This is a genomic window from Microbacterium sp. NPDC056057 (genome assembly GCF_042266945.1).
GTDB lineage: Bacteria > Actinomycetota > Actinomycetes > Actinomycetales > Microbacteriaceae > Microbacterium > Microbacterium trichothecenolyticum_C.
Genome location: NZ_JBHJWS010000004.1, coordinates 347,100 through 369,826, shown reverse-complemented (window position 1 = coordinate 369,826; position 22,727 = coordinate 347,100). Strand labels below are relative to the sequence as shown.

17 protein-coding genes and 1 tRNA gene are annotated in these 22,727 nt (G+C 71.7%); 3 read left to right on the top strand and 15 right to left on the bottom strand.

The genetic code is table 11. From position 1 onward, the window contains the following. Positions 1–2 precede the first annotated feature (2 nt). The 7 genes from ACFC1K_RS18030 to ACFC1K_RS18000 all read right to left on the bottom strand — a co-directional run bounded on the left by ACFC1K_RS18030 (position 3) and on the right by ACFC1K_RS18000 (position 7,435). Positions 3–557 carry an MOSC domain-containing protein gene (locus ACFC1K_RS18030; RefSeq protein ID WP_375872665.1) on the bottom strand — a complete coding sequence of 185 codons (555 nt, stop codon included), beginning with the start codon at positions 555–557 and terminating at the stop codon, positions 3–5. Next, entirely contained in the window at positions 554–1,489 is a 936-nt protein-coding gene (locus tag ACFC1K_RS18025; RefSeq protein ID WP_375872664.1) for an FAD:protein FMN transferase, read from the bottom strand. The genes ACFC1K_RS18030 and ACFC1K_RS18025 overlap by 4 nt, the downstream gene beginning before the upstream one ends. A gap of 3 nt (positions 1,490–1,492) precedes the next feature. Then, a complete protein-coding gene (locus ACFC1K_RS18020; protein WP_375872663.1) occupies positions 1,493–1,975 on the bottom strand; it encodes an FMN-binding protein in 483 nt (160 codons plus the stop codon). A gap of 76 nt (positions 1,976–2,051) precedes the next feature. After that, positions 2,052–4,823 (bottom strand): HAD-IC family P-type ATPase, encoded by a 2,772-nt coding sequence (locus tag ACFC1K_RS18015; protein ID WP_375872662.1) that lies wholly within the window; start codon positions 4,821–4,823, stop codon positions 2,052–2,054. Positions 4,824–4,880: 57 nt separating this feature from the next. After that, entirely contained in the window at positions 4,881–5,915 is a 1,035-nt protein-coding gene (locus tag ACFC1K_RS18010) for a ribose-phosphate diphosphokinase (protein ID WP_375872661.1), read from the bottom strand. Further along, positions 5,890–7,362 carry a bifunctional UDP-N-acetylglucosamine diphosphorylase/glucosamine-1-phosphate N-acetyltransferase GlmU gene (glmU, locus tag ACFC1K_RS18005; RefSeq protein ID WP_375872660.1) on the bottom strand — a complete coding sequence of 491 codons (1,473 nt, stop codon included), beginning with the start codon at positions 7,360–7,362 and terminating at the stop codon, positions 5,890–5,892. The genes ACFC1K_RS18010 and glmU overlap by 26 nt, the downstream gene beginning before the upstream one ends. A 1-nt stretch (position 7,363) precedes the next feature. After that, positions 7,364–7,435 (bottom strand) — tRNA-Gln (locus ACFC1K_RS18000). A gap of 205 nt (positions 7,436–7,640) precedes the next feature. On the opposite strand from ACFC1K_RS18000, the gene ACFC1K_RS17995 reads away from it, so the two are divergent. Further along, complete coding sequence (locus tag ACFC1K_RS17995; protein WP_045299837.1) at positions 7,641–8,144, top strand: MarR family winged helix-turn-helix transcriptional regulator; 504 nt, start codon at positions 7,641–7,643, stop codon at positions 8,142–8,144. Positions 8,145–8,151: 7 nt separating this feature from the next. On the opposite strand, the gene ACFC1K_RS17990 is transcribed toward ACFC1K_RS17995, so the two are convergent. After that, on the bottom strand, positions 8,152–9,966 hold the full coding sequence (locus ACFC1K_RS17990; protein WP_375872659.1) for an ABC-F family ATP-binding cassette domain-containing protein: 1,815 nt from the start codon (positions 9,964–9,966) through the stop codon (positions 8,152–8,154). Positions 9,967–10,110: 144 nt separating this feature from the next. On the opposite strand from ACFC1K_RS17990, the gene ACFC1K_RS17985 reads away from it, so the two are divergent. Next, positions 10,111–12,762: an AMP-binding protein gene (locus ACFC1K_RS17985; protein ID WP_375872658.1), complete on the top strand. Its 2,652-nt coding sequence runs from the start codon at positions 10,111–10,113 to the stop codon at positions 12,760–12,762. Here ACFC1K_RS17985 and ACFC1K_RS17980 read toward each other — a convergent pair. The 6 genes from ACFC1K_RS17980 to ACFC1K_RS17955 all read right to left on the bottom strand — a co-directional run bounded on the left by ACFC1K_RS17980 (position 12,737) and on the right by ACFC1K_RS17955 (position 19,976). Continuing rightward, positions 12,737–13,858, bottom strand: a complete 1,122-nt coding sequence (locus ACFC1K_RS17980; protein WP_375872657.1) for an ABC transporter ATP-binding protein — start codon at positions 13,856–13,858, stop codon at positions 12,737–12,739. The two genes, ACFC1K_RS17985 and ACFC1K_RS17980, sit on opposite strands and share 26 nt — an antisense overlap. Further along, positions 13,855–15,330, bottom strand: a complete 1,476-nt coding sequence (locus tag ACFC1K_RS17975; protein WP_375872656.1) for an ABC transporter permease — start codon at positions 15,328–15,330, stop codon at positions 13,855–13,857. Before ACFC1K_RS17975 ends, ACFC1K_RS17980 begins: the two co-directional genes overlap by 4 nt. 77 nt (positions 15,331–15,407) lie before the next feature. After that, a complete protein-coding gene (locus ACFC1K_RS17970; protein ID WP_375872655.1) occupies positions 15,408–16,457 on the bottom strand; it encodes an iron ABC transporter substrate-binding protein in 1,050 nt (349 codons plus the stop codon). Positions 16,458–16,549: 92 nt separating this feature from the next. Then, on the bottom strand, positions 16,550–17,923 hold the full coding sequence (locus ACFC1K_RS17965; RefSeq protein ID WP_375872654.1) for a GNAT family N-acetyltransferase: 1,374 nt from the start codon (positions 17,921–17,923) through the stop codon (positions 16,550–16,552). A gap of 62 nt (positions 17,924–17,985) precedes the next feature. Continuing rightward, a complete protein-coding gene (locus ACFC1K_RS17960; RefSeq protein ID WP_310292071.1) occupies positions 17,986–18,912 on the bottom strand; it encodes a 4-(cytidine 5'-diphospho)-2-C-methyl-D-erythritol kinase in 927 nt (308 codons plus the stop codon). After that, positions 18,909–19,976 carry an aldo/keto reductase gene (locus ACFC1K_RS17955; protein ID WP_375872653.1) on the bottom strand — a complete coding sequence of 356 codons (1,068 nt, stop codon included), beginning with the start codon at positions 19,974–19,976 and terminating at the stop codon, positions 18,909–18,911. The genes ACFC1K_RS17960 and ACFC1K_RS17955 overlap by 4 nt, the downstream gene beginning before the upstream one ends. A 180-nt stretch (positions 19,977–20,156) precedes the next feature. Here ACFC1K_RS17955 and ACFC1K_RS17950 point away from each other — a divergent pair, with 180 nt between their 5' ends. Further along, positions 20,157–21,743, top strand: coding sequence for a stealth conserved region 3 domain-containing protein (locus ACFC1K_RS17950; RefSeq protein WP_375872652.1), 1,587 nt, complete (start codon positions 20,157–20,159; stop codon positions 21,741–21,743). On the opposite strand, the gene ACFC1K_RS17945 is transcribed toward ACFC1K_RS17950, so the two are convergent. Continuing rightward, on the bottom strand, positions 21,691–22,611 hold the full coding sequence (locus tag ACFC1K_RS17945) for a phosphodiesterase (protein WP_375872651.1): 921 nt from the start codon (positions 22,609–22,611) through the stop codon (positions 21,691–21,693). The two genes, ACFC1K_RS17950 and ACFC1K_RS17945, sit on opposite strands and share 53 nt — an antisense overlap. Positions 22,612–22,727 lie beyond the last annotated feature (116 nt).

Sequence of the window (22,727 nt, the reverse complement as noted above, 5' to 3'; positions counted from 1 at the left end):
AGTCACACCGGCTGCAGGGGCTCGAAGCGACCCGCAGGCGGGATGACACGGATGCCGTCGCCCGGGCGGACGACGCCGCCCGCGAGCACGACCGACATGACGCCCGCCAGGCGCACCGTGGCGCCGGCGTCGTCGACGTGGACCAGTTCCTTCATGAGGCCTTCCGAGAGTCCGTTGATCTGTGTGCAGGGGTTTCGGAGCCCGGTGATCTCGATCACCGCGTCCTGACCGAACTCGAGCCGCGTGCCGCGCGACAGGCCCAGCAGGTCGATGCCCGCGGTCGTGATGTTCTCCCCCAGCGCGCCGGGCGTCACCTCGTGGCCCCGGTCGGCCATGTCGTCGAACAGTTCGGCGTGGATGAGATGCACCTGCCGGAGGTTCGCCGTCGTGGGGTCCCGTTTGATGCGCGAAAGGTGCTGCACGGTGACGCCGGCGTGGGAGTCGCCCTCGACGCCGATCCCGGCGATGAGGGTGATGCTCTCGCGCGTCGGCTTGCTGAAACGATGCGCGTCGTCGCGGGAGACCGCGACGACGTGTCCGGAGGAAGACTCGCTCACCCCTCAAGGCTATTGGGTCGCGAAACCGGCGCGATCCCGGGTCCGACACCCGCTCCCACGAACAGCTCGGCGCGGCAGCCGGGCGACCACTCGACGCGGCCGTCGGTGGTCATGCGCACCCACTCCACGCCCCACTCGTGCGCGAGGCGCGGGCCGCCGTCGAAGAACAGCGCGGTCGCGATCGCGTCGGCCGTCATCGCGTCGGTCGCCACTGCCCACGTCGCTGCGTATGTCCGCACCGGCTGCCCCGTGCGCGCATCGAGCACGTGGTGCAGGGGGGTGCCCGTCGCCGACGGCCACGCGCGCCGGTTGATCGCCGACGCGCAGAGCGCGGCATCCGTCACCTCCCACACGCCGATCGCGCGCCGCGGATCGAACGGATGCTCCAGCCCGATGCGCTGCGGACGCCCCCGCACAGCGAGGTCGCCGCCGGCGTCGACGGTGAGGTCTCCGGACTCGGTGCGCACCAGGACGCCGAGCACGAGGTCGACGAGGCGCCCCTTGCCGAGTGCGCCGACATCGACGGTCGCGGGCTCGGTGAGGGCGAGCCGGCCGTCGCGCCAGGTGAGCCGCTCGCGCCAGTCGAGCGGCGCGGCCACCGGTCCGGCGTCGTGGAACGAGTAGTGCGCGTCATAGCCGAGCGCGTCGAGCGAGTCCCCGACGAGCGGGTTCACCGCTCCCCCGGTCGCGTCCGACACGGCGGAGAGGGCGTCGAGCATGGGGGCGGCGTCCTCGGGCGAAGGAAGGGATCCCGCGCCGCCGGCCAGCGCACGGACGTCGGAGTCGTCGCGGAATCGCGACCACCCCCGGTCGAACGCATCGATCCGCGCCGTCACCTCGTCGCGCACCGCCGGGGGCAGCGGACGCTCGGTGACGATCTCCCATGTCGTGCCGATGGCGTCGAAGCGCCACGACGCCGGCACGGTGCTCATGGGCTAGCTCGCCGCTTCGGACTTGATCGCCTCGATCGCCTCGTTGAAGCCGTTGCTGGTGAGCGACGATCCGGCGACGCGGCTGACCTGGATGTCGTCGATGTCCTGCCCGACCACCACGTCGGCGATGCCGCCGATGAACTGGCCCTGGTACTGCTCCGACTCGCGCTTCTGCGGGTCGCCGGTCACCTCGACGGCGGTGATGACGTCGTTCTCGAGGGTCACCGTGACGCTGATCGTCTCGACGGACTCGGGCGTCGCGTACGAGCCGTCCGCCGTGTAGGTGCCATCGGCGTACGAGCCGGAGCCGGTGTCGGACCCGGTCGAACCGGTGTCGGTCGACGAGGACGATCCGGTGTCGGGCGTGGTGGGCTCTTCGGCCTCGGAGGCGGTCGCGGCGCAGCCCGAGAGGAGGGCGATGCCGGCGACGGCGGTGAGGGCCGCTCCGGCGCGGACGGGGCGGGAAGCGAGTGCGGTGCGGATCATGACGGTCCTCCTGGCTCGGGTCGGGCTCGTGGCGTCGACGCGATGTCCGCGTCGGATTGGATCCTTTCAAGCCCGCCTATGAGCCGCCTTTGAGAGATGCCGCAGAGCCCGATGAGCCCCGCCGCGCACGCAGCACCGCCTTCAGCGCCTCCACCGCGAGGAAGATGCCGATCGACACGACGATCGGGAGGATCCAGGATGCCGCGGCCAGCGGCCGCGACTCGAACAGCACGTTCATGAACGGCACGTACGTGTAGACGAGCTGCAGAACCACCAGCGCGAGCGCCGACCACCACACCACTCTGTTGCCGCGCAGCACGTCGAGGGTGAGGCTCGAACGGGTGAGGAACCGGCAGTTGAAGAGGAACGCGAGCTGCCCGAACGCGAGCATCAGGACGGCCTCCGTGCGCGCCACCTCGAGATCCGCTCCCGCCGCGTACACCCCGTAGAACACGCCCATCGCCGCGCCGCCGATCAGGAGCGACACGATGAGGATGAAGCCGAGCTCGCCGCGGTTGATGATCGGACCGCCGGACGCGCGGGGCGGCCGGCGCATGATGCCGCGCTCGGCCGGCTCGTACGCCAGGGCGAGTGAGAGCGTCACGGCGGTGACCATGTTCACCCAGAGCACCTGCACGCTGGTGAGCGGCAATGCGAGCCCGAACACGACCGCGACCAGGATCACGAGGGACTGCGCCCCGTTCGTGGGCAGGAGGAACACGATCGACTTGCGCAGGTTGTCGTAGATGCGGCGGCCCTCGGCGATGGCGCTGCGGATCGTCGCGAAGTTGTCGTCGGCGAGCACGAACTCGGCCGCCTCCTTCGTGGCCTCCGTGCCCTTGATGCCCATCGCGATGCCCACGTCGGCGCGCGTGAGGGCGGGAGCGTCGTTGACGCCGTCGCCCGTCATCGCGACGACCTCGCCGTGCGACTGCAGCGCGCGCACGATGCGGATCTTGTGCTCAGGACTGGTGCGCGCGTACACGTCGACATCGCGCACCACCTCGCGCAGCTGCTCCTGGCTCAGCGCCTCGAGCTCCGCGCCGGTCAGCACCTCCGCGTCCGCGCCCGCCAGGCCCATCTCATGCGCGATCGCGAGGGCGGTGCCGGCGTGGTCGCCGGTGATCATCTTGACCCGGATGCCGGCGGTGTGGCAGTCCGCGATCGCCTCGACGGCCTCGGGCCGGGGCGGATCGACGATGCCCCACAGACCGATGAACTCGAGGTCGACCAGGTCGTCGAGCGCGAACTCGTCCGTCGTGGGACGCACCGGCTTGCGTGCGGCCGCCAGGACGCGCAGGCCCTGGGCGCTGAGTCTGGCGACCGCCTCGTCCCAGCGCACCAGGTCGAGAGGCTCGGAGCCGTTCGCGCCGCGCTGTGTGAGCGAGCGTTCGAGGAGTCGGTCGGGCGCACCCTTCACGAGGATCGCCCGCGACACCTCGCCCGCCTCGCCACCCGAGCGCGCCCCCTCGTTGAGGGTCGCCATGAGCTTGTTGGCGGAGTCGAACGGGATGACGGCGACTCTGCGCCCTCCGGTGCTCCCGACGCCGCCCTTGATCGCGACGGCCTTGAGCGCACCCTCGGTGGGCTCGCCCACGAGGCTCCACGAGCCGTCGTCGGCGCGCACGATGTGCGCGTCGTTGCACAGCGTCGCGATCGCGAGGATCGCGGCGAGATCGCCGCGGCCCCCGGCATCCGGTTCTCCGTCCGCCGTCATGATCTCGCCCTCGGGCGCGTAGCCGAGGCCGGTGACGTCATAGTCCGCGAGCGGGGTGACGATGTGGCGCACCGTCATCTCGTTGCGGGTGAGCGTGCCCGTCTTGTCGGAGCAGACGGTGGTGACGGAGCCGAGCGCCTCGACGGCGGGGAGCTTGCGCGTGATGGCGTTGTGGCGGGCCATCTGCTGAACGCCGATGGCGAGCGTGATCGTCACGAGCGCGGGCAGGCCTTCGGGGATCGCCGCGACGGCGAAGCCGATGGCCGCCGAGATCAGCTCGTCGAACGGCATCCCGTGGAGGAACCGCCCGATCATCATCATGACCGCCGCCATGCCGAGGATCACGACGGTGAGCACGCGGCCGAAGCTGTCGAGCTGACGGGTGAGAGGAGTGGCCAGCGCGTCGGCCTCGTCGGCGAGGCTCTGGATGCGGCCGAGCTCGGTCACAGGGCCCGTCGCGGTGACGACCCCACGGCCCTGGCCGGCGCTCACGATGGTTCCCGAGAAGGCCATCGATCCGCGGTCGCCCACGCCGGCGTCGGCCGCCACCGGATCCGTCGTCTTGGACGACGGCACCGACTCCCCCGTGAGCGCGGCCTCGTCGATGCGCAGCTGATGCGCCTGCAGCAGTCGCAGGTCGGCCGGCACCTTGTCGCCCGGCATCAGCCGCACCACGTCGCCGGGCACGAGGTCCGCCGCGGGGACGGTGACCCAGCCGCCGTCGCGCCGCGCGCTGGCGTCGGCCGACAGCATGCCGCGGATGCCCGCGAGTGCCTTCTCGGCGCGGCCCTCCTGCACGTACCCGATCACCGCGTTGATGATCGCGACCACCATGATCACCCAGAAGTCGAGCCAGTCGCCCATGAGGGCCTTGATGACCGCGGCACCCAGCAGGATGTAGATCAACGTGTCGTTGAAGTGCGCGAGAAACCGCAGCCACGCCGGCTTGCGCACCGGCTCAGGCAGGCGGTTGGGCCCCGCGATCTCGAGGCGTTCCGCCGCGTCAGCGGCGCGCAGGCCTGCCGCGTCCGCAGCGAGGTGCGCGAGCACGTCGTCGATGGGGATGGCCCACGGACGCGCGACCGTCAGCCGGGCTTCCGTCAGGGGGGCGGAGTCGAGCGGCTGCGACATCTCTGCATCGTCCTTCCGTCGCCGCCGCGGAGCCGGGGTCCCGACTCGGCGCCGGCGTCAGGCGGCCCCGTCGAACATGCTGGTGACGGAGCCGTCCTCGAACACTTCGTGGATCGCACGTGCGAGCAGAGGTGCGATAGGCAGAATCGTAAGCGTCGCGAAGCGCTTCTCGGCGGGGATCGGCACCGTGTCGGTCACGACGACCTCATCGACCGCGGGGCTCTGCAGGCGCTCCGCGGCCGGGTCGCTGAAGATCGCGTGGGTGGCGGCGACGATCACCTTGACCGCACCGTTGGCCTTGAGCGCCTCGGCGGCCTTCACGATCGTGCCGCCGGTGTCGATCATGTCGTCGACCAGGAGGCAGACGCGCCCCTCGACGGCACCGACGATCTCGTTGACCGTGACCTGGTTGGCGACATTCGGGTCGCGGCGCTTGTGGATGATCGCGAGCGGTGCGCCGAGGCTGTCGGACCACTGATCGGCCACGCGCACCCGGCCGGTGTCGGGCGAGACCACGGTGAGGCGCTCACGGTCCTCGGCGCTCAACGTGTTCTCGAAGTACTCGAGCAGCACGGGCTTGGCGAACAGGTGGTCGACGGGGCCGTCGAAGAAGCCCTGGATCTGCGCGGCGTGCAGGTCGACGCTCATGACGCGGTCGGCGCCCGCCGTCTTGAAGAGGTCGGCGACGAGGCGGGCGCTGATCGGCTCGCGGCCGCGGCCCTTCTTGTCCTGACGGGAGTACGGGAAGTACGGCGCGACGACGGTGATGCGCTTGGCCGACGCCCGCTTGGCGGCGTCGAGCATGATGAGGGTCTCCATCATCCACTCGTTGACCGGCGGCCCGAAGCTCTGGATGAGGAACAGGTCGCAGCCGCGGATCGATACCTCGAAACGGGTCAGGATCTCGCCCGACGCGAAGGTGCGGTACTCGGTCGGCACCAGCTCCGTGCTCAGCTGCGCGGCGACCTCGGCCGCGAGCTCGGGGTGGGAACTGCCTCGTGCGATGACGAGACGCTTCTTCGTCTTCGCGACGAGTCCCGGGGCGATGTCATTCGCCCGGTCGAGCTCAACGGTCTTCTTCTTGCGCGCCATCGTCCGCCTTCTGTGCGCTGCGGGCCTTGGCGGCGACATCCGCCGCTCCGGTACCCGGTCTGTTCTTCTCGACCCACCCCTCGACGTTGCGCTGAGGGGCGACGCTGAGAGCGAGGGCACCGGCGGGCACATCCTTGCGGATGACCGCCCCGGCCCCGGTCTTCGCGCCGTCTCCGATCCTAACGGGCGCCACGAAGACGTTGTGCGAGCCGGAGTGGACCTCGTCACCGATCTCGGTGCGGTGCTTGTGCAGGTCGTCGTAGTTCGCGGTGATCGCGCCGGCGCCGAGGTTGACGTGCTTGCCGATCGTCGTGTCGCCGATGTACGACAGGTGCGGCACCTTGCTGGCCTCGCCGATCGTGGAGTTCTTGGTCTCGACGAAGGTGCCGATCTTGCCCATGTCGCCGAGATACGTGCCCGGACGCAGGTAGGCGAAGGGCCCCACGGTGGCCTTCGCGCCGATCACGGCGAGCGTCGCGTCGGTGCGGGTGACGGTGGCGTCCTCCCCCACCTCGCAGTCGACGAGGCTCGTGTCAGGGCCGACGATCGCACCGCTCGCGATCACGGTCGCGCGCAGGATGTGCGTGTTCGGCAGCACCGTGACATCAGGGGCCAGCTTCGCGTCCACGTCGATCCACGTCGTCGCCGGGTCGAGGATCGTCACGCCCTCGAGCTGCCAGCGCCGCACGGTGCGCGCGTTCAGGATGCGGGCGGCCTCGGCCAGCTGCACGCGGTCGTTGACGCCCAGGGCGGCCGCGGCATCCGGAGCCGTCTGCGCCGCGACGAGGAGGCCGTCGCCGCGCAGCAGCGCCACGACGTCGGTCAGGTACTTCTCGCCCTGCGCGTTCGCAGTGCCCACGAGCGCCAGCTCGGTGCGCAGCGCCTGCATCTGGAAGACGTAGACCCCGGCGTTGATCTCGGTGACGGATGCCTCGTCGGCCGTCGCGTCCTTCTGCTCGACGATGCGCGACACGGCGCCGTCGGCGTCCCGGATCACACGGCCGTAGCCGGTGGCGTCGTCGAGCGAGGCGCTGAGCACGGTCGCGGCCACGGCGCGGTCGCGATGGGTGCGCACGAGCGCCGCGAGCGTGTCGGCCTCGAGGAGCGGCACGTCACCGCTCAGCACGAGCACGTCGCCCGCGAAGTCGTCGAGGGCGTCCAGCGCGACCTCGACCGCGCGGCCCGTGCCGGGGACCTCGTCCTGGTCGACCACGACCACGCCCGGGACGGCACTCACGACGGCCTCGGCGACGAGGTCGCGCTCGTGGCGCACCACCACGACCACGCGCTCGGGCTCGAGGGCGATCGCGGTGTCGAGCACGTGCCCGACGAGCGGGCGACCGCCGATGCGGTGCAGCACCTTCGGCGTCGCGGACTTCATGCGGGTGCCCTGCCCTGCGGCCAGGACGATGACGGCCAGTGCGTTGTCGCGGGTCGTGTCGGTCATGCTCCGCCGCCAGGACTCGAACCTAGACCTCACAGCTCCAAAGGCTGTCGTGCTGCCATTACACCACGGCGGACCGCGGCGCTCCCGGGTGCCGGGCGCCGCCCGTCAAGTCTGCCAGATGCCTTGTGCGCGCCCGTCCGCGGAGGCCGCCTCGCGTGCCGATCATGTGCTCTGGCCGAGGCGACACGTTGTTCGCGTGCGCATCGTGTCGCCTCGGCCAGAGCACACGATGTGAACGCCGCGTCGGGGCGTGGGGGCCGGGTCGGGATAATGGGGGCATGACGGCGCAGAGCGACGAGGTGGACCGCATCGTCGAGGCCTGGACCACGCAGCGCCCCGACCTCGACTTCTCACCCCTCGGTGTGCTGTCGCGCGTGGACCGGCTGTCACGTCATCTCGACCGCGCGCGCCGCGACGCGTTCAAGCGCAGCGAGCTCGAGCCGTGGGAGTGGGACGTGCTCTCGGCGCTGCGCCGTGCGGGCGAGCCGTTCCAGCTCAGCCCGAAGCAGCTGCTGCAGCAGACGCTCGTCTCCAGCGGCACGATGACCAACCGCATCGACCGCCTCGTCGGCCGCCGGTTGGTGCGCCGCGAATCAGATCCCGACGACGGCCGCAGCATCCTGGTCACCCTCACCGACGAGGGCAAGATCCGGGTGGATGCCGCGATCACGCGTCTCGTCGACGCCGAGGCGCTCCTGCTCGACGCGCTGTCACGGGGCGACCGCGACCGGCTCGCCGCCTTGCTGCGCAAGCTCAGCCTGGGGTTCGACGCCGCGGACTGACCCCGGATCAGCCGAGCTGCTCGGTGAGCTCGAACCAGCGCTCCTCGACGCCGTCGCGCTCCTTCTCGAGCTCGCCGATGCGGGCCATCTCGGCGCCGAGCCCGACGTAATCCGACTGGTCGTGGTCGGCGAGCGCCGTCTTCGCGGCGGCGATCTGCGTCTCGAGCTTCTCGAGGCGGCGCTCCAGCGACGCGACCTCCTTCTGTGCGGCGCGCAGCTCCTGCCCCGACAGCGACGGCGTGGTGGATGACACGGATGCCGCGGGTGCAGCATCCGGCGCCTTCGAGGCTGCCGGCCCCGCAGTGCGCTCACGCTCGCGCAGGCGCAGGTATTCGTCGACGCCACCGGGGAGGTGGCGCAGGTGGCCGCCGAGGATCGCGAACTGCTGGTCGGTCACGCGCTCGATGAAGTACCGGTCGTGCGAGACGACCAGGAGCGTGCCCGGCCACGAGTCGAGGAGGTCCTCGATGGCGGCGAGCATGTCGGTGTCGAGGTCGTTGGTGGGCTCGTCGAGGATGAGCACGTTCGGCTGCTCGAGGAGGATCAGCAGCAGCTGCAGGCGGCGCTTCTGGCCACCGGACAGGTCCTTGACGGGAGTGGAGAGCTGGGCGCTCTGGAATCCCATGCTCTCGAGCAGCTGGCCGGGCGTGAGCTCCTGCGCCTTCGAGCCGCTGCCGAAGGTGTACGTGGTGCGCAGGCGCGAGATGACGACGCGCACCGGGTCGCCGAGGTGCTCCTCGAGCTCGTCGAGGCGCTGCGTGAGGGTCGCGACCTTCACGGTCTTGCCGCGCTTCACGCGGCCGGCGGTGGGCTCCACGTCGCCCGAGACGAGGCCGAGCAGCGTCGACTTGCCGGCGCCGTTGACGCCGAGGATGCCGGTGCGCTCGCCCGGGGCGATACGCCACTCGACCGGGTGCAGCACCTCACGGCCGTCGTAGGAGACTGCCGCGTCCAGGAGGTCGACGACGTCCTTGCCGAGCCGTGAGACGGCGAGCGAGCGCAGCTCGGTCGCGTCCCGGATCTCGGGCACGTCGGCGATGAGCACGTTGGCGGCATCGATACGGAACTTCGGCTTGGAGGTTCGCGCCGGCGCGCCGCGGCGCAGCCATGCGAGCTCCTTGCGGGCGAGGTTCTGGCGGCGCTGCTCGATCACGGCCGCCTGGCGGTCGCGCTCGACGCGCTGCAGGATGTACGCCGCGTAGCCGCCCTCGAACGGCTCCACGATGCGGTCGTGCACCTCCCACGTGGTGTTGCACACCTCGTCGAGGAACCAGCGGTCGTGCGTCACGACCAGGAGTCCGCCCTGGTTCGCCGGCCAGCGGCGCTTGATGTGCTCGGCGAGCCACGCGATCGCCTCGACGTCGAGGTGGTTCGTGGGCTCGTCGAGGAAGATGACGTCGTCGTCGCCCACGAGCAGGGCCGCGAGCGACACGCGTCGACGCTGACCTCCGGAGAGCCCCGCGACCGGACCGTCCCACGGCAGGTCGCCGAGGAGGCCCGCGATGACGTCGCGCGTGCGCGCGTCGCCGGCCCACTCGTGATCGGGGCGCTCGCCGACGACGGCCTCCCGGATCGTGAGGGCGTCGTCGAGGGTGTCCGCCTGGTCGAGCACGCCGACGCGCACGCCGCCGCGCACCGTGACGCGGCCGCCGTCGGGCTCGAGCCGCCCGGCGAGCATCGCCAGCAGACTCGACTTCCCGTCGCCGTTGCGGCCGACGACGCCGATGCGGTCGCCCTCGTCGATGCCGAGCGACACCCGGTCGAAGACGACCTTGGTCGGGAACTCCAGGTGCAGGGCCTCGGCCCCCAGAAGATGTGCCATGTCCCCTCCAGGCTAGGCGACCCGCCACCACACCTGGCGTCACACTTCGAGCTCGAGGAACCGGACAGGTTAGGCTAGGCATGCCTTGCACGTGCGCCGGCAGCTCTCCCCACACCGGCGCGTCAGGAGAAAGCCCCCAGCTCTATGACCGCGATCGCGCCCGCCCTCGGCCTGTCCCTCCTCGGAGGGGACCCCGACCACACTGCGCTGATCGCCGACGGCACGCGGCTCGACTACGCGGAACTGCGCGATCGGGTGACGCGGCGCCGGGACGAACTCGGCGACGTGCGCCGGCTCGTGATGATCGCCGCGAGCAACGCAGTCGAGCCGATCGTGACCTACCTCGCCGCGCTCGAAGGCGGACACCCGGTGCTCCTGGTGTCGGGCGACGAGGACGAGGCCTCACGCGCCCACCGCGCGTCGCTGATCGCCCGGTTCGACCCCGACGTCATCGCCCACGACGGAGCCTCGGGTGGGACGCTCGACGAGCGGCGTGCGGGCAGCCACCACGAGTTCCACCCCGATCTCGCCGTCCTCTCGAGCACGTCGGGCTCCACCGGCTCGCCGAAGCTCGTGCGGCTGTCGGCCGAGAACGTCCGCAGCAACGCCGCCGCCATCGCCGAGTATCTCCAGGTGACCCCGGCCGATCGAGCCGCGACCACGCTTCCCCTGCAGTACTGCTACGGGCTGTCGGTGGTCAACAGCCACCTGCTGACCGGGGCGAGCCTGCTGCTCACCGAGCGCTCCGTCGCCGACGAGGAGTTCTGGACGCGGGCGCGCGCCCACGCCGTCACCTCGTTCGCCGGCGTCCCGTACACGTTCGAGATGCTCGAGGCGCGGGGCTTCGACGGCGGTGACCTGCCGTCGCTGCGCTACCTCACCCAGGCGGGCGGCCGGATGACCCCCGACGCCGTGCGGCGGTTCGCGCACCTCGGCCGCGAGCGCGGGTTCGAGCTCTTCGTGATGTACGGGCAGACCGAGGCCACTGCTCGCATGGCGTACCTCCCGCCCGACCTCGCGATGACGCACGCCGGCGCCATCGGCCGCCCCATCCCCGGCGGCGCTTTCCGCATCGATGCCGTCGACGGCGCCGAGTCCGGCGAGCTCGTGTACGAGGGCCCGAACGTCATGATGGGGTACGCCCACGGGCCCGAAGACTTCCTGCTCGGGCCCACCGTGACGGAGCTGCGCACCGGCGACGTGGCGCGGCTGCGCACCGACGGGCTGTACGAGATCGTCGGCCGCATGAACCGCTTCGTGAAGGTGTTCGGCCTGCGTCTCGACCTCGACCACGTCGAGCGCCTGCTCGCCGAAGAGGGGATCGAGGTGCGCGCGGCGAGCGCCGACGAACGGCTGCTGCTGTTCGCGACCTCCGAGCGCGCGGTCGCTCGTGCGCGCGAGCGCGCCGCGGCCCTCACCGGCGTGCCGGCGCGGGTGATCGGCGCCTACGCGGTGACCGAGTTCCCGCGGACCTCGAACGGCAAGCGCGACTACGCAGCCCTGGTGCGCTTCGCCGCCGCGCACGACCACAGCACGGCCCCCGTGCGACCGACAGCTCAGGCCGTCGTCACGGCCGAGACCGTGCGCGACCTGTACGCGACGCTTCTCGGTGAGCCCGACGCGGGCATCGACGACACGTTCGCGGGGCTCGGCGGCGACTCCCTGAGCTACGTCGAGCTCTCGCTGCGACTCGAGGACATGGTCGGCACGCTCCCCCGGGACTGGCCGACGCGCACTCCGCGCGAACTGGCGGCATCCGCTCCACCCCCGCCGTCCCCCGTCGCGAGCACGGAACCGGATGCCGCACCCGCGGGTGCTGCGGCGGCGTCGGCCCTGCGGCCCTGGCGTCGCGGGCTTTCATGGACGCGCCTCGAGACGCCCGTGGTGCTGAGGGCGGCGGCGATCTTCCTCATCGTCGCGACCCACGCCGATCTCTTCGCCCTCAAGGGCGGCGCGCACCTCCTCCTCGCCGTCGCCGGCTACAACCTCGCGAGGTTCCAGCTGGCGCCCGTCGCGGGCACCGCGCGCCTGCGGCGCCTCGGTCGCAGCGCCGTCCAGCTCGCGGTCCCCGCGGTGCTGTGGATCGGGGCGGTGACACTCGTCACCGGCCAGTACGCGCCGACGACCGCGGCGCTCGTGAACAACTTCGTCCCCGGCGACGGCCGGTGGAACGAGCAATGGCAGTTCTGGTTCCTCGAGGCGATGCTCTGGTCGTTCGCAGGCGCGGCGGCGCTCCTCGCGGTGCGCCGTGTCGATCGGCTCGAGCGCCGGGCGCCGTTCGGGTTCGCTCTGGTGGCGCTCGCGGTCGCGCTCGTCGCCCGCTTCGCGATCGCCGGGCCCACCGCCGAGCACGTGGAACGGTACGCCGCACCGGTGGTCCTGTGGTTGGTGGCCCTCGGATGGCTCGTGGCGCGAGCGGACACGACCGCCCGGCGGATCCTCGTCTCCGCGGTCGCCGTCGCGGCGACGTTCGGGTTCTTCGGCGAGCCGTGGCGCGAGGCGATCGTGGCGGGCGGGATCCTCGCACTCGTCTGGGTGAGGGCCATCCCGCTCCCCCGCCTCGCGGTGCCGCTCGTCGTCACCGTAGCCGGAGCATCCCTGTTCGTGTACCTCACGCACTGGCAGGTGTACCCGCCGTTCGAGCAGAGCGCACCATGGCTCGGCACCCTGCTGTCGTTCGTCGTCGGCGTGATCGCGTACCGGCTGTACGTCAGCGGCGGCGCCGGCGCTGCGGCCGGGTGGGCGTGGCTGCGCCGCGCAACGGCGCCGCTCAGCCGGCGGCTGCGCCGCGCGTGATGACGCTGCCCGTCGCGCTGGTCTCACCCGCGGCGGCGTAGAGCACGACGCCGCCTTCGACGATCACGCGCACGGCCGTGCCCGGCGCGAACGCGGCTGCGCGGTGCTGCGGCACGCGGTACATCAGCTCGGCCTCGAACTCCCCGGTGCCGACGCGCAGCCGCAGGTCGGCGGTCGACCCGGCCGGACGCACCGCGACGACGGTGCCGTTGGCCACCGGGGCCAGCGTGGCGGCCGCCCCGTGCGCCGCCGCGGCGACGCGCAGCTGTGCGGGCCGCACCATCGCCCGAACGCGCGAAGCTCCGCCCGACAGATCGTGCCGCACGGCCAGCCGGCCGAACCCGCACTCGACACCGTCTGCGTCGGAGCGCGCGGGAACCACCAGTGCATCGCCGAGGAACAGCGCCACGCTCGCGTCGATCGGTGCGTCGTACACGGCCATCGGGTCGCCGGACTGCACGAGGCTGCCGCCGACGAGAACACCCACCTGGTGCCCGAACGACAGGGCCTCGTGCTGATCGTGGGTCACCAGCACCGCCGTGACCCCGCTGCGCTCCAGGACGTCGACCACGGCGTCGCGCGTCGCCGAGCGCAGGCCCGTGTCGAGCGCGCTGAAGGGCTCGTCGAGCAGGATCACCCCGGGATTCTGGGCGAGGGCGCGCGCCAGCGCCACACGCTGCTGCTGACCGCCGGACAGCTCGTGCGGCATCCGCGCGGCGAGGTCCGGGTGCAGGGACGCGAGCTCGAGCAGCTCGCGCACCCGCGCTGCGCGGCCGGGTCCGCGTGGAAGCCCGAAGGCGATGTTGCGGGCCACCGACAGGTGCGGGAACAGCGCGCCGTCCTGCGCGACGTAGCCGATGCCGCGCCGGTGCGTGGGCACAGTCCTTCCGTGCCCCGACAGCTCGCGATCGCCGAGGCTGATCACGCCGGCGTCGGGGTCGACGAATCCCGCGACCAGGCGCAGCAGTGTGGTCTTGCCGCTTCCCGAGGCGCCGACGAGTGCGAGGCGGGTGCCGCGGGGAACGTCGAGCGAGACGTCGCGCAGCACCTCGGTGCCGCCGTACGCCTTCGACACGCCCTCCAGCCGAAGAGTCATCTGAGGGTCCTCCCCGTCGCGTGCGTGAACATGAGGGCGACCGCAGGCACCGACAGGAGCACCAGCAGCACCGCGTAGGGTGCGGCGGTCGGGTAGTCGAGGGCGGATGCCGCCGACCAGAAGCTCGTGGCCACCGTGCTCGTGCCCGTCGGGGCGAGCAGCAGGGTCGCGGTGAGCTCGTTGGCCGCGCCGAGCGCCACGAGGGCGGCGCCCGCGCCGATCGCCGGGAGCAGGAGCGGCACGGTGACCCGCAGCCGGGCGGCGGCAGGAGGCACCGCCAGGGCGCGCGCGGCCTCCTCGAGCGACTCCGGCACCTGCGAGAGTCCGGCGCGCAGCGGCACGAGCGCTCGCGGCAGGAAGATCACGACGTAGGCTGCGACCACGGTGAACGCCGTCTGGTACAGCGACGGCGCGAAGGCGAGCGTCACCGCCACGAACGAGAGCGCCACGATGATCGCCGGGAGGCTGCTGGCGAGATAGGCGGCGCCCTCGAGCAGCCGTGACAGCCGTCCCGGGTAGCGCACGGCCAGCCACGCGAACGGCAGGGCGACGGCAATGGTGCACAGGGCACCCGCGAGCGCGAGGCCGAGCGTCTGGAGCGCCGCGATGCCGACGTCGCCGAAGGCCGCGGCATCCGCTCTCATGAGCCATCGGACGACGCTCGTCAGCGGCACCACGAGAGCGCCCGCGAGCACCGCCGCCATCGCGGCGAGCGCCGGCACCGTCAGCCGGCCGAGCCCCAGGGTCTCCGCGGGGTGGGGAGAGCCACCGCCGACACGGGCGTAATGGGCGCGGCCGCGGGCGGCCGACTCGGCGCCGAGGAGGATCAGGCACAGGAGCGCGAGCACCAGCCCGAGCGCGGCCGCATTGGGGCCAGCGAACATGCTCTCGTACGCGACGACGATGGCCGTGGTGAACGTGTCGAAGCGCAGGAACGCGAACGCGCCGTACTCGGCCAGCAGGTGAAGGGCGACCACGAGGGCGCCGCCGAGCACCGCGAGGCGCAGCTGCGGCGCGACGACGCGGAAGAACACGGCCCACGAGCCCATGCCGAGCGAGCGCGCCGATTCCTCGAGTGCAGGGTCCAGACCCCGGATCGCCGCGAGGGCGGGCAGGTACACGAGCGGGAAGTAGGCCAGCGTCGCGACCAGCACCGCTGCCCACAGCCCGTTCATCGACGGGATGGCGCTCGCCCAGCCGTAGCTCGCGACGAACGCGGGGATCGCCAGCGGAGCGGCCAGGGCGACCTTGAAGACCCCGCGGCCCGGCAGCGTCGTGCGTTCGACGAGCCAGGCGCCGCCCACGCCGAGGACGACGGTCGCAGGTACGCCGATCACCACGAGCAGCACCGTGTTGACGAGCAGCTCGGCGACCTTCGGCCGGAAGACGAGGGCCGACAGCTGATCCCACCCCATCGCGAACGCCGCCTGGACGACGTAGCCGATCGGGATCAGCGCGCCGAGGGCCAGCACCGCGACGACGACGACCAGCCCGGCGGGCGGACGCCTCTCGGTCGTGCCGCGCGCGGGTGTTCGCGTCTCGAGCTGGGTCAGAGGAGTCCGGCTTCCGTCATGAGCTCGATGACCGCGGGCCCGTTGAGCGTGGACGGGTCGATCACGGGTGCGTCGAGCTCGGCGAGCGGGGGCAGCTCGGGCTTTGCCGCGACGTCGGAGGCGACGGGATACTCGAAGCTGTAGCCCTCGCCGAGGATCTTCTGCCCCTGCTCGCCCGCGATGAACGCGAGGAACTGCTGCGCCTCGTCGGCGTGGGGAGCGTTCTTCAGCACCCCACCGCCCGAGATGCTGACGAAGGCACCCGGATCCTGGTTGCCGAAGTAGTGCAGCTTCGTGTTGCCGCTGTCTTCGGCGGCGGCGTCCTGATCGCGGAACCAGTAGTAGTGGTAGATGATGCCCATCGGCACCTCGCCGGCGTTGACCGCCTTCATCGTGACGATGTTGTTGCGGTAGTCGACCGCGTTCTCGGCCATGCCGTTCAGCCAGTCGCGCGCGCCGTCCTCACCCTGGGTGGCGAGGACTGCCGACACGATGGCCTGGAAGTCGGCTTTCGCGGGAGCGGCGCCCCACTTGCCCTTCCACTGCGGGTCGGCGAGGTCGAGAAGGGATGCCGGGAGCTCGCTCTCCGAGATCAGCTCGGGGTTGTAGACGAGTACGGTCGAGCGGGCCGCGATCCCCGTCCAGATGCCGGACCCCGGACGGAACTGCTCGGGAACGAGCGCCAGGGTGGACTCGTCTACCGGTGCGAAGAGGTCCGCGTCCTCGACGAGCGACATCGCCGGGGAGTTCTCGGTGAGGAACACGTCGGCTTTGGAGGCCTTCCCCTCCTGCACGAGCTGGTTGGCCAGCTCGCTGTCGTCGCCGTTGCGGAGCACGACCTCGATGCCGGTCTCGGCGGTGAACGCGTCGGCCCACTCCTCGGTGAGCTGCTCGTGCTGTGCGTTGTACACGACGAGGGCGTCCGGATCGGCCGCGTCATCGCCCGCGGCTCCGCCGGCGCAGCCGGCCAGGGCGAGGCCCGCGACCACCACCGGTACGACGAGGAAGTGGCGCAGGCGCGCGGAAGACGGGAGGCGTGAAGGCATGGGGAACCCCTCGGAAACAGACAGGTAAGGCTAGCCTAAAGCACTCGATCGCCGTGTTTCGTCCGGTTCTCTCCCCTCCGGCGCCGGATCGCTCAGTACCAGATGCTCAGACGCGGCGCCGTGTGCCAGCCGAGCACACGCGTCGCCAGGGCGAGCGCCTCCGCGGATGCCTCGGCCGAGGCATCCGCGATCGTGACGCGTCCCGCCGCGGCAAGGGTCGCGATAGAGACCCCACCGAGGTACGTGGCGGACAGTTCGGCGACGCCGAGGGCCACCCTCGGCGCATCGACCGATTCGCCGTCGCCCAGGCTCCGCACGCGGGCGGCGCCGCGCTCGTCGGCCTCGAGCAGGTAGCGGCCGGCGGCGATGCCGAGCGAGTCCGAGACATCGAGCACCAGCGTGCCGGGGCCGCCGTAGCGACGGGTCTCGAGCGCGGCGACGACGTCGATGATCCGCACGTACTGGTGGTCGCGCACGCTGACCTTCGCCGCGCGCTGGTCGGCGATCATCCACAGCAGCGGCTCATCGACCGACAGCTCCCCCGCGTGCACCTCGGCCACGAGGTCGAGCTCGAGCAGGAACCGCCACAGCGCCGCGTACGCGTCGTCGGTCTCGGCCAGCAGGTAGTGGACCGAGACGGTCGCCTTCGTGAAGTCGTCGTGGTTCTCGCGGACCGCGTACACCGCGACCCCGCGCACGTCGCCCGCGGCGTCGGAGTACTGCACCGCGCGCTTCTCGGCGGTCTTCTCGGCGGCGGGGTTGGTTCCGGCGAACCCGTCCCAGTGGCTGCCGGGCACTTCGATCTCGCCCGGGTGGCGGTGCCGCACCCGCTCGTGCAGGGCCGGCATCAGTTCGCGCACACGCTCGCGGCTGATGAAGTCGATCCGCCCGGCGGGCTGCGGGCCGATCCAGCCGGCGCGCTTCGTCTCGATCCTCCAGGAGGCGCCGGCCGCGGCCGGCGCGAACCCGTACCGCCCGTACAGCGGCGACTCGCTCACCGTGAGCATCGCCATCGGGATGCCGGCCGCCTGGGCCGCCCGCAGCTCACCCTCGAGCATCGCGCGGGCCACTCCCTTGCGCCGGTGCGTCGGGGCGACCGTGACGGCGGAGATCGCGCACGAGGGGATCATCGCCTCGCCGGGCACCGTGAGCTCGCCGAGCCACGATGCGATGGTCGCGACGGGGGCGTCCATCGGCGACTCCGGGTCGTACACGCCGGTGAGCCGGCGATAGCCGCTGCGCTCTCGCGACGCGGCGATCTGCTCCGCCGTGCGCTCCCCGTCCTGGAAGCCGCGGGAGACGGACTGCAGCCAGCCGACGTATTCGTCGCTGTCGACGGCGATGCGCCGGTAGTCCAGTGCGTTCGCGGCGAGCCGGCCGGCCGACTCCTCGTCGACCGGGCCCGCGCGGAAGGCGGCGCGTTCGGTCTCGCCGATGCGGCCGTATGTCGAAACGGACGTGCTCATTGCTTCTTCCTCTCCGCGCCCGTGCGGGCTCAGGTGGGTGTGCGGCCGGTCGAGGGGCCGGCTCAGGTGACCACGCGCGCGCCGGCGACCGGCCCGTGCACGTGGAGCGCCTCGTAGCCTGCGGCCGACAAGGTGATCTGCAGTTCGAGCGCCGACTCGGGGTCGACGGTCAGGAAGGCCAGCGTAGGGCCCGACCCCGACACCATTCCGGCCAGAGCGCCGGACTCCTCGCCGAGCTCGAGCACCTCGCGCAGCTCGGGGCGCAGCGACAGCGCAGCGATCTGCAGGTCGTTGCGCGTGTGCTCGGCGAGCGCGATGGGGTCCGCGGCCCGCAGCGCGTGGAGCACGCCGGGCGCGACCGCGGGCACCCGGGCGCCCGTGTTGATGTCGGGCCGCGCACGCAGCTCGTCGAGGTGCGCGTAGACCTCGGGGGTGGAGAGCCCGGCGTCGGACGGCACCACCACCCAGTCGAAGCGGCCCTTCGCGAGCGCCGGGCTCAGCTGGTCGCCGCGCCCGGTGCCGACCGCTGTCCCGCCCATCAGGGCGAAGGGCACGTCGGCGCCGAGGCGTGCGGCCAGCTTGTGCAGCTCGGCGGTGCCGAGCTCGGCCCCCCACAGCGCATCGCACGCGACGAGGGCGGCCGCAGCATCCGCCGATCCTCCGCCCATGCCGCCGGCGACCGGCACGTGCTTCACGATGTCGAGGTGCACGCCGCCCGCGTGGCCGATGCGCTGCGCGACCAGCCGTGCGGCGCGGACGGCCAGGTTGCGGTCGTCGGCGGGGACGCCGGTCACATCCACGGTGCCCGAGATCGACACCGTGAACTCGTCGGAGGGCGATGCCCACACGTCCTCGTACAGCGACACCGCCTGGTACGCCGACGCGACGTCGTGGTACCCGTCGTCGTGCACGCCGCCGACCTCGAAGAAGAGGTTGAGCTTGCCCGGCGCCCGCACCCGGACGCCGTCCGCGGCGAGAGCCTGACTCACCGGTTCGCCGATTCCGCCCAGAGATCCACGTCGATGCCGTCCGACAGGGCGTCGATGCGCTCCTGCTCCTCGACCGTGAAGGCCGGCCCCTCGAGCGCCTTGAGGTTCTCGTCGAGCTGCTCCGGGCGCGAGGCGCCGATGAGCGCGGAAGCGACGACCGGGTCGCGCAGCACCCACTGGATCGACATCTGCGCGAGCGTCTGCCCGCGCTCCTTCGCGATGACGTCGAGCGACCGCAGCGTCGACAGGCCCTTCTCGCTCAGCGAGCCGTTCGGCAGCGACCCGCGCTGCTGCGCGCGCTCGGCCGAGCCGTCGCCGAGGTACTTGTCCGTGAGCAGTCCCTGCGCGAGCGGGGTGAACGCGATCGCGCCCATCCCCTCCTGCGTGAGCACCCCGGTGAGGCCGTCCTCGACCCACCGGTTCAGGATCGAGTACGCCGGCTGGTGGATGACGAGCGGGGTGCCGAGCGAGCGGGCGACGGATGCCGCGACCGCCGTGCGCTCGGCACTGTAGGACGAGATGCCGACGTACAGGGCCTTGCCCTGGCGCACCAGCGTGTCGAGCGCGCCCACCGTCTCCTCGACGGGGACATCGGGATCGACGCGGTGCGAGTAGAAGATGTCGACGTAGTCGATGCTCATGCGCTTCAGCGACTGCTCGGCGCTGGAGATGAGGTACTTGCGCGAGCCGCCGTTGCCGTAGGGGCCGTGCCACATGTCGTAGCCGGCCTTGGACGAGATGATGAGCTCGTCGCGGTACGGCGCGAAGTCCTCGCGCATCATGCGCCCGAAGTTCGTCTCGGCGGTGCCGTAGGGCGGGCCGTAGTTGTTCGCCAGGTCGAAGTGGGTGATGCCGCGGTCGAACGCGTGGCGCAGCAGCGCCCGCTGGTTGTCGAACGGGATGTTGTCGCCGAAGTTCCACCAGAGTCCGAGCGACACGGGCGGCAGGGTGAGCCCGGAGGTGCCGACCCGGCGGTAGTCCGCGCCGGTGTAACGGGCGGCGTCGGCGGTGTAGGGGCGGTGGAGGTCTCCTCCACGGGACAGGTAGCGCGCGTCTTCGGTCACCGGTCCAGGCTAGCGGCGCGTCGTCCGGTGTGCAGGTGGGCGTCTCGCGCGGTGGGCGGGCATCTACGCACACCGCGTGCCGGTGTGTCAAGGGACGCGGGCGGAAACGTCTCCGTAACGGATCATGCCTAAGGTGACCACACCGGGCGGCGACACCCCGCTGCCCGCGAAGGAGGAAACATGGCCGCACTCTCGGCTCTGCCCCAACCCGCCCACACGTGGACGGGGCTGCTGGAGCGCGCGGACATCGCCGTCGATCGCGGCATCCTGCACATTGTCCATGACGACATCACCCCGGTCGAGGCGCAGACCGCCGATGTGCTGCTCGTGGCGGCGGCGCTCGAAGCTGCCCACGTCGCCGTGACGCTGATCCGCCACGATCGGGCGATCCCCGCCCTCGCCGTCGACCTCGCCGACCGCGAGGCCGCGCTGACCGCACTCGCCGCCCTGTGCGCGACCGAGCCGGTGTACCTCAAGGCGAAGGGGCGCCCCCCGGTGCTCGCGTCCGACGCACCGCCTTTCGCGTCGACGCCGTCGGCCGTGCGCGTCTATCGCCCTCGGATCAGCCGCACGGGCACGCTCCGCTACACGGCGGCGCTCGGAGCCCACGTCGAGTTCTGGCGCATCGCGGATGACATCGTGGAGGCACCGCACGACAACGCCCTCACCCGCCGGCTCACGGCCGCCGGCGACCTCACGTACACCGCCGTCGAGCGCTACGGCCGCACCTGGCGCACCCCGGCGGGGATGTTCTCGCCACAGCCGCACGAGTTCACCGAGGAGGTCGACCTCGTCTTCTCGTGGGTCGACGGCTCGTCGAGCCAGTTCCAGCGCCTCCGCGCCGCGCAGATGGCTGAGTACGTCGTCGGAGACGGCGACGACGGCCCCGCCCGCTACCGCCACGTCGACGAGCTGCGGTACGCGCTGCGCAGCGTGCACATGTACGCGCCGTGGGTGCGGCGGATCTTCATCGCGACCGACTCGCCGACACCGGCGTGGCTGGTGGAGCACCCGAAGGTCACGATCGTGCGCAGCGAAGAGTTCTTCGCCGACCCGTCGGTGCTGCCCACCCACAACTCTCATGCCGTCGAGGCCCAGCTGCACCGGATCCCGGGACTCGCCGAGCACTTCCTGTATTCGAACGACGACATGTTCTTCGGCCGGCTCGTCGAACCCGAGCTGTTCTTCACTCCCGGAGGCATCACGAAGTTCGTCGAGTGCGAGGTGAGGATCGGCGCGGGGGCGCCCGCACCTCACCGCAGCGGCCACGACAACGGCCTCCGCGTCAATCGGGAGCTCCTGCGCGGCCGGTTCGGACGCACGATCGTGCGCGACCTCGACCACTGCGCGACGCCGCTGCGCAAGAGCGTGATGGCCGAGCTCGAGAGCGCGTTCCCGGAGGACTTCGCGCGGACGGCCGCCTCCCGCTTCCGCTCCGCCACCGACATCTCGGTGACCAACAGCCTCTACCACTACTACGCGCTGATGACCGGGCGTGCGGTCGCCACCCGCGAGCCGCGCGTGCGGTACGCGCAGACCACGATGGCGTCGGGCCTTCGCCGGATGGGACGTCTGGCCGCGCGCACCGATGTCGACATGTTCTGCCTCAACGACGGGGGCGACGCCGAGGTCCCCGAGGACGTACGCGTACGAAGCCTCCGTGACGCGTTGGAGCGCATGTTCCCGGTGCGGGCGCCCTGGGAGCGAGCAGAGCTCAGCGCAGCAGAGGAATCGGCTCGGTCGGCGCATCCTTCCGCGCGACGGTGAGAGGCGCGACTCCCGCTTCCCGCAGCCGGCGGCCTGCCTCGTCCGCATCGATGTGCTCGAGGACGTTCGGCGCATCCACCGGAACCACCGAATGCACCACGGTGTCGTCGTACACGTGCACGAGGTTGAACGCCTGCGCGCCGTCCTGAGGTCGCGTGCCGCCGACCGGGACCGTGAGGTCCTGCGCGTAGCAGGTCGACGATGCCACCGACACGGGGATGCCGGCGAAGGTCGCGAACGTCGAGTAGTGCAGGTGCCCGGCGATGATCGCCCGCACGTCCGTGCCGCGCAGCACGGCTGCGAGCCGGCGCTGATCGTGCAGCTCGACGCTCGCGGCGAGCGGCAGCACGCTCGGCACGGGCGGGTGGTGCATCGCGAGGATCGTGCCGAGGGGCGCCGGCGTCGCGAGCTGGTCGGCGAGCCATGCGAGCTGCTCATCACGCAGCTCGCCGTGATGGTGGCCGGGCACGCTCGTGTCGAGCGTGATCACGCGGAGCCCGTCGAGCTCGTCGACCCGATCGACGGGCCGCGCATCGGATGCCTCGTCGTAGAGGCCCGCGCGGAACGCCCCGCGCTCGTCGTGGTTGCCCATCACCCACAGCACGCGTGCGCCGATGCGCTCCGCGAACGGCTCGACGAGCGCGCGCAGCGCGGCGTACGCGCCGGGTTCGCCGAGGTCCGCGAGGTCGCCGGTGACGACGATCGCGTCAGGACGGATACCGCTCGACTCGATCACGCCGATCGTCGCGGCGAGGTGGGCGGCGCCATCGACGGAATCGAACAGCCGCGGCGTCGCGGGGGCGCGCAGGTGCGTGTCGCTCAGGTGCAGCAGGATGCGTTCAGGGGCCGGGTACTCGGCGGTGCGCATGTCGGGTCACTCCGGTCCGCCGCGAGGCGAGGTGCCGTGTAACCGGGACGGCGGACGCTGGAATGTTACAGCCATGTTTCGTACGAAGCCCGACGGCACGGTGAAGATCCGCTGAA

What these genes read in the sequence shown, in the direction of transcription:
- ACFC1K_RS17995 (WP_045299837.1), top strand. Translation starts at nt 7,641, where the DNA reads ATGACGGCGCAGAGCGACGAGGTGGACCGCATCGTCGAGGCCTGGACC.
- ACFC1K_RS17985 (WP_375872658.1), top strand. Translation starts at nt 10,111, where the DNA reads ATGACCGCGATCGCGCCCGCCCTCGGCCTGTCCCTCCTCGGAGGGGAC.
- ACFC1K_RS17965 (WP_375872654.1), bottom strand. Translation starts at nt 17,923, where the DNA reads ATGAGCACGTCCGTTTCGACATACGGCCGCATCGGCGAGACCGAACGC.
- ACFC1K_RS18010 (WP_375872661.1), bottom strand. Translation starts at nt 5,915, where the DNA reads ATGGCGCGCAAGAAGAAGACCGTTGAGCTCGACCGGGCGAATGACATC.
- ACFC1K_RS17945 (WP_375872651.1), bottom strand. Translation starts at nt 22,611, where the DNA reads ATGCGCACCGCCGAGTACCCGGCCCCTGAACGCATCCTGCTGCACCTG.
- ACFC1K_RS18020 (WP_375872663.1), bottom strand. Translation starts at nt 1,975, where the DNA reads ATGATCCGCACCGCACTCGCTTCCCGCCCCGTCCGCGCCGGAGCGGCC.
- glmU (WP_375872660.1), bottom strand. Translation starts at nt 7,362, where the DNA reads ATGACCGACACGACCCGCGACAACGCACTGGCCGTCATCGTCCTGGCC.
- ACFC1K_RS18025 (WP_375872664.1), bottom strand. Translation starts at nt 1,489, where the DNA reads ATGAGCACCGTGCCGGCGTCGTGGCGCTTCGACGCCATCGGCACGACA.
- ACFC1K_RS17990 (WP_375872659.1), bottom strand. Translation starts at nt 9,966, where the DNA reads ATGGCACATCTTCTGGGGGCCGAGGCCCTGCACCTGGAGTTCCCGACC.
- ACFC1K_RS17950 (WP_375872652.1), top strand. Translation starts at nt 20,157, where the DNA reads ATGGCCGCACTCTCGGCTCTGCCCCAACCCGCCCACACGTGGACGGGG.
- ACFC1K_RS17980 (WP_375872657.1), bottom strand. Translation starts at nt 13,858, where the DNA reads ATGACTCTTCGGCTGGAGGGCGTGTCGAAGGCGTACGGCGGCACCGAG.
- ACFC1K_RS18015 (WP_375872662.1), bottom strand. Translation starts at nt 4,823, where the DNA reads ATGTCGCAGCCGCTCGACTCCGCCCCCCTGACGGAAGCCCGGCTGACG.
- ACFC1K_RS17970 (WP_375872655.1), bottom strand. Translation starts at nt 16,457, where the DNA reads ATGCCTTCACGCCTCCCGTCTTCCGCGCGCCTGCGCCACTTCCTCGTC.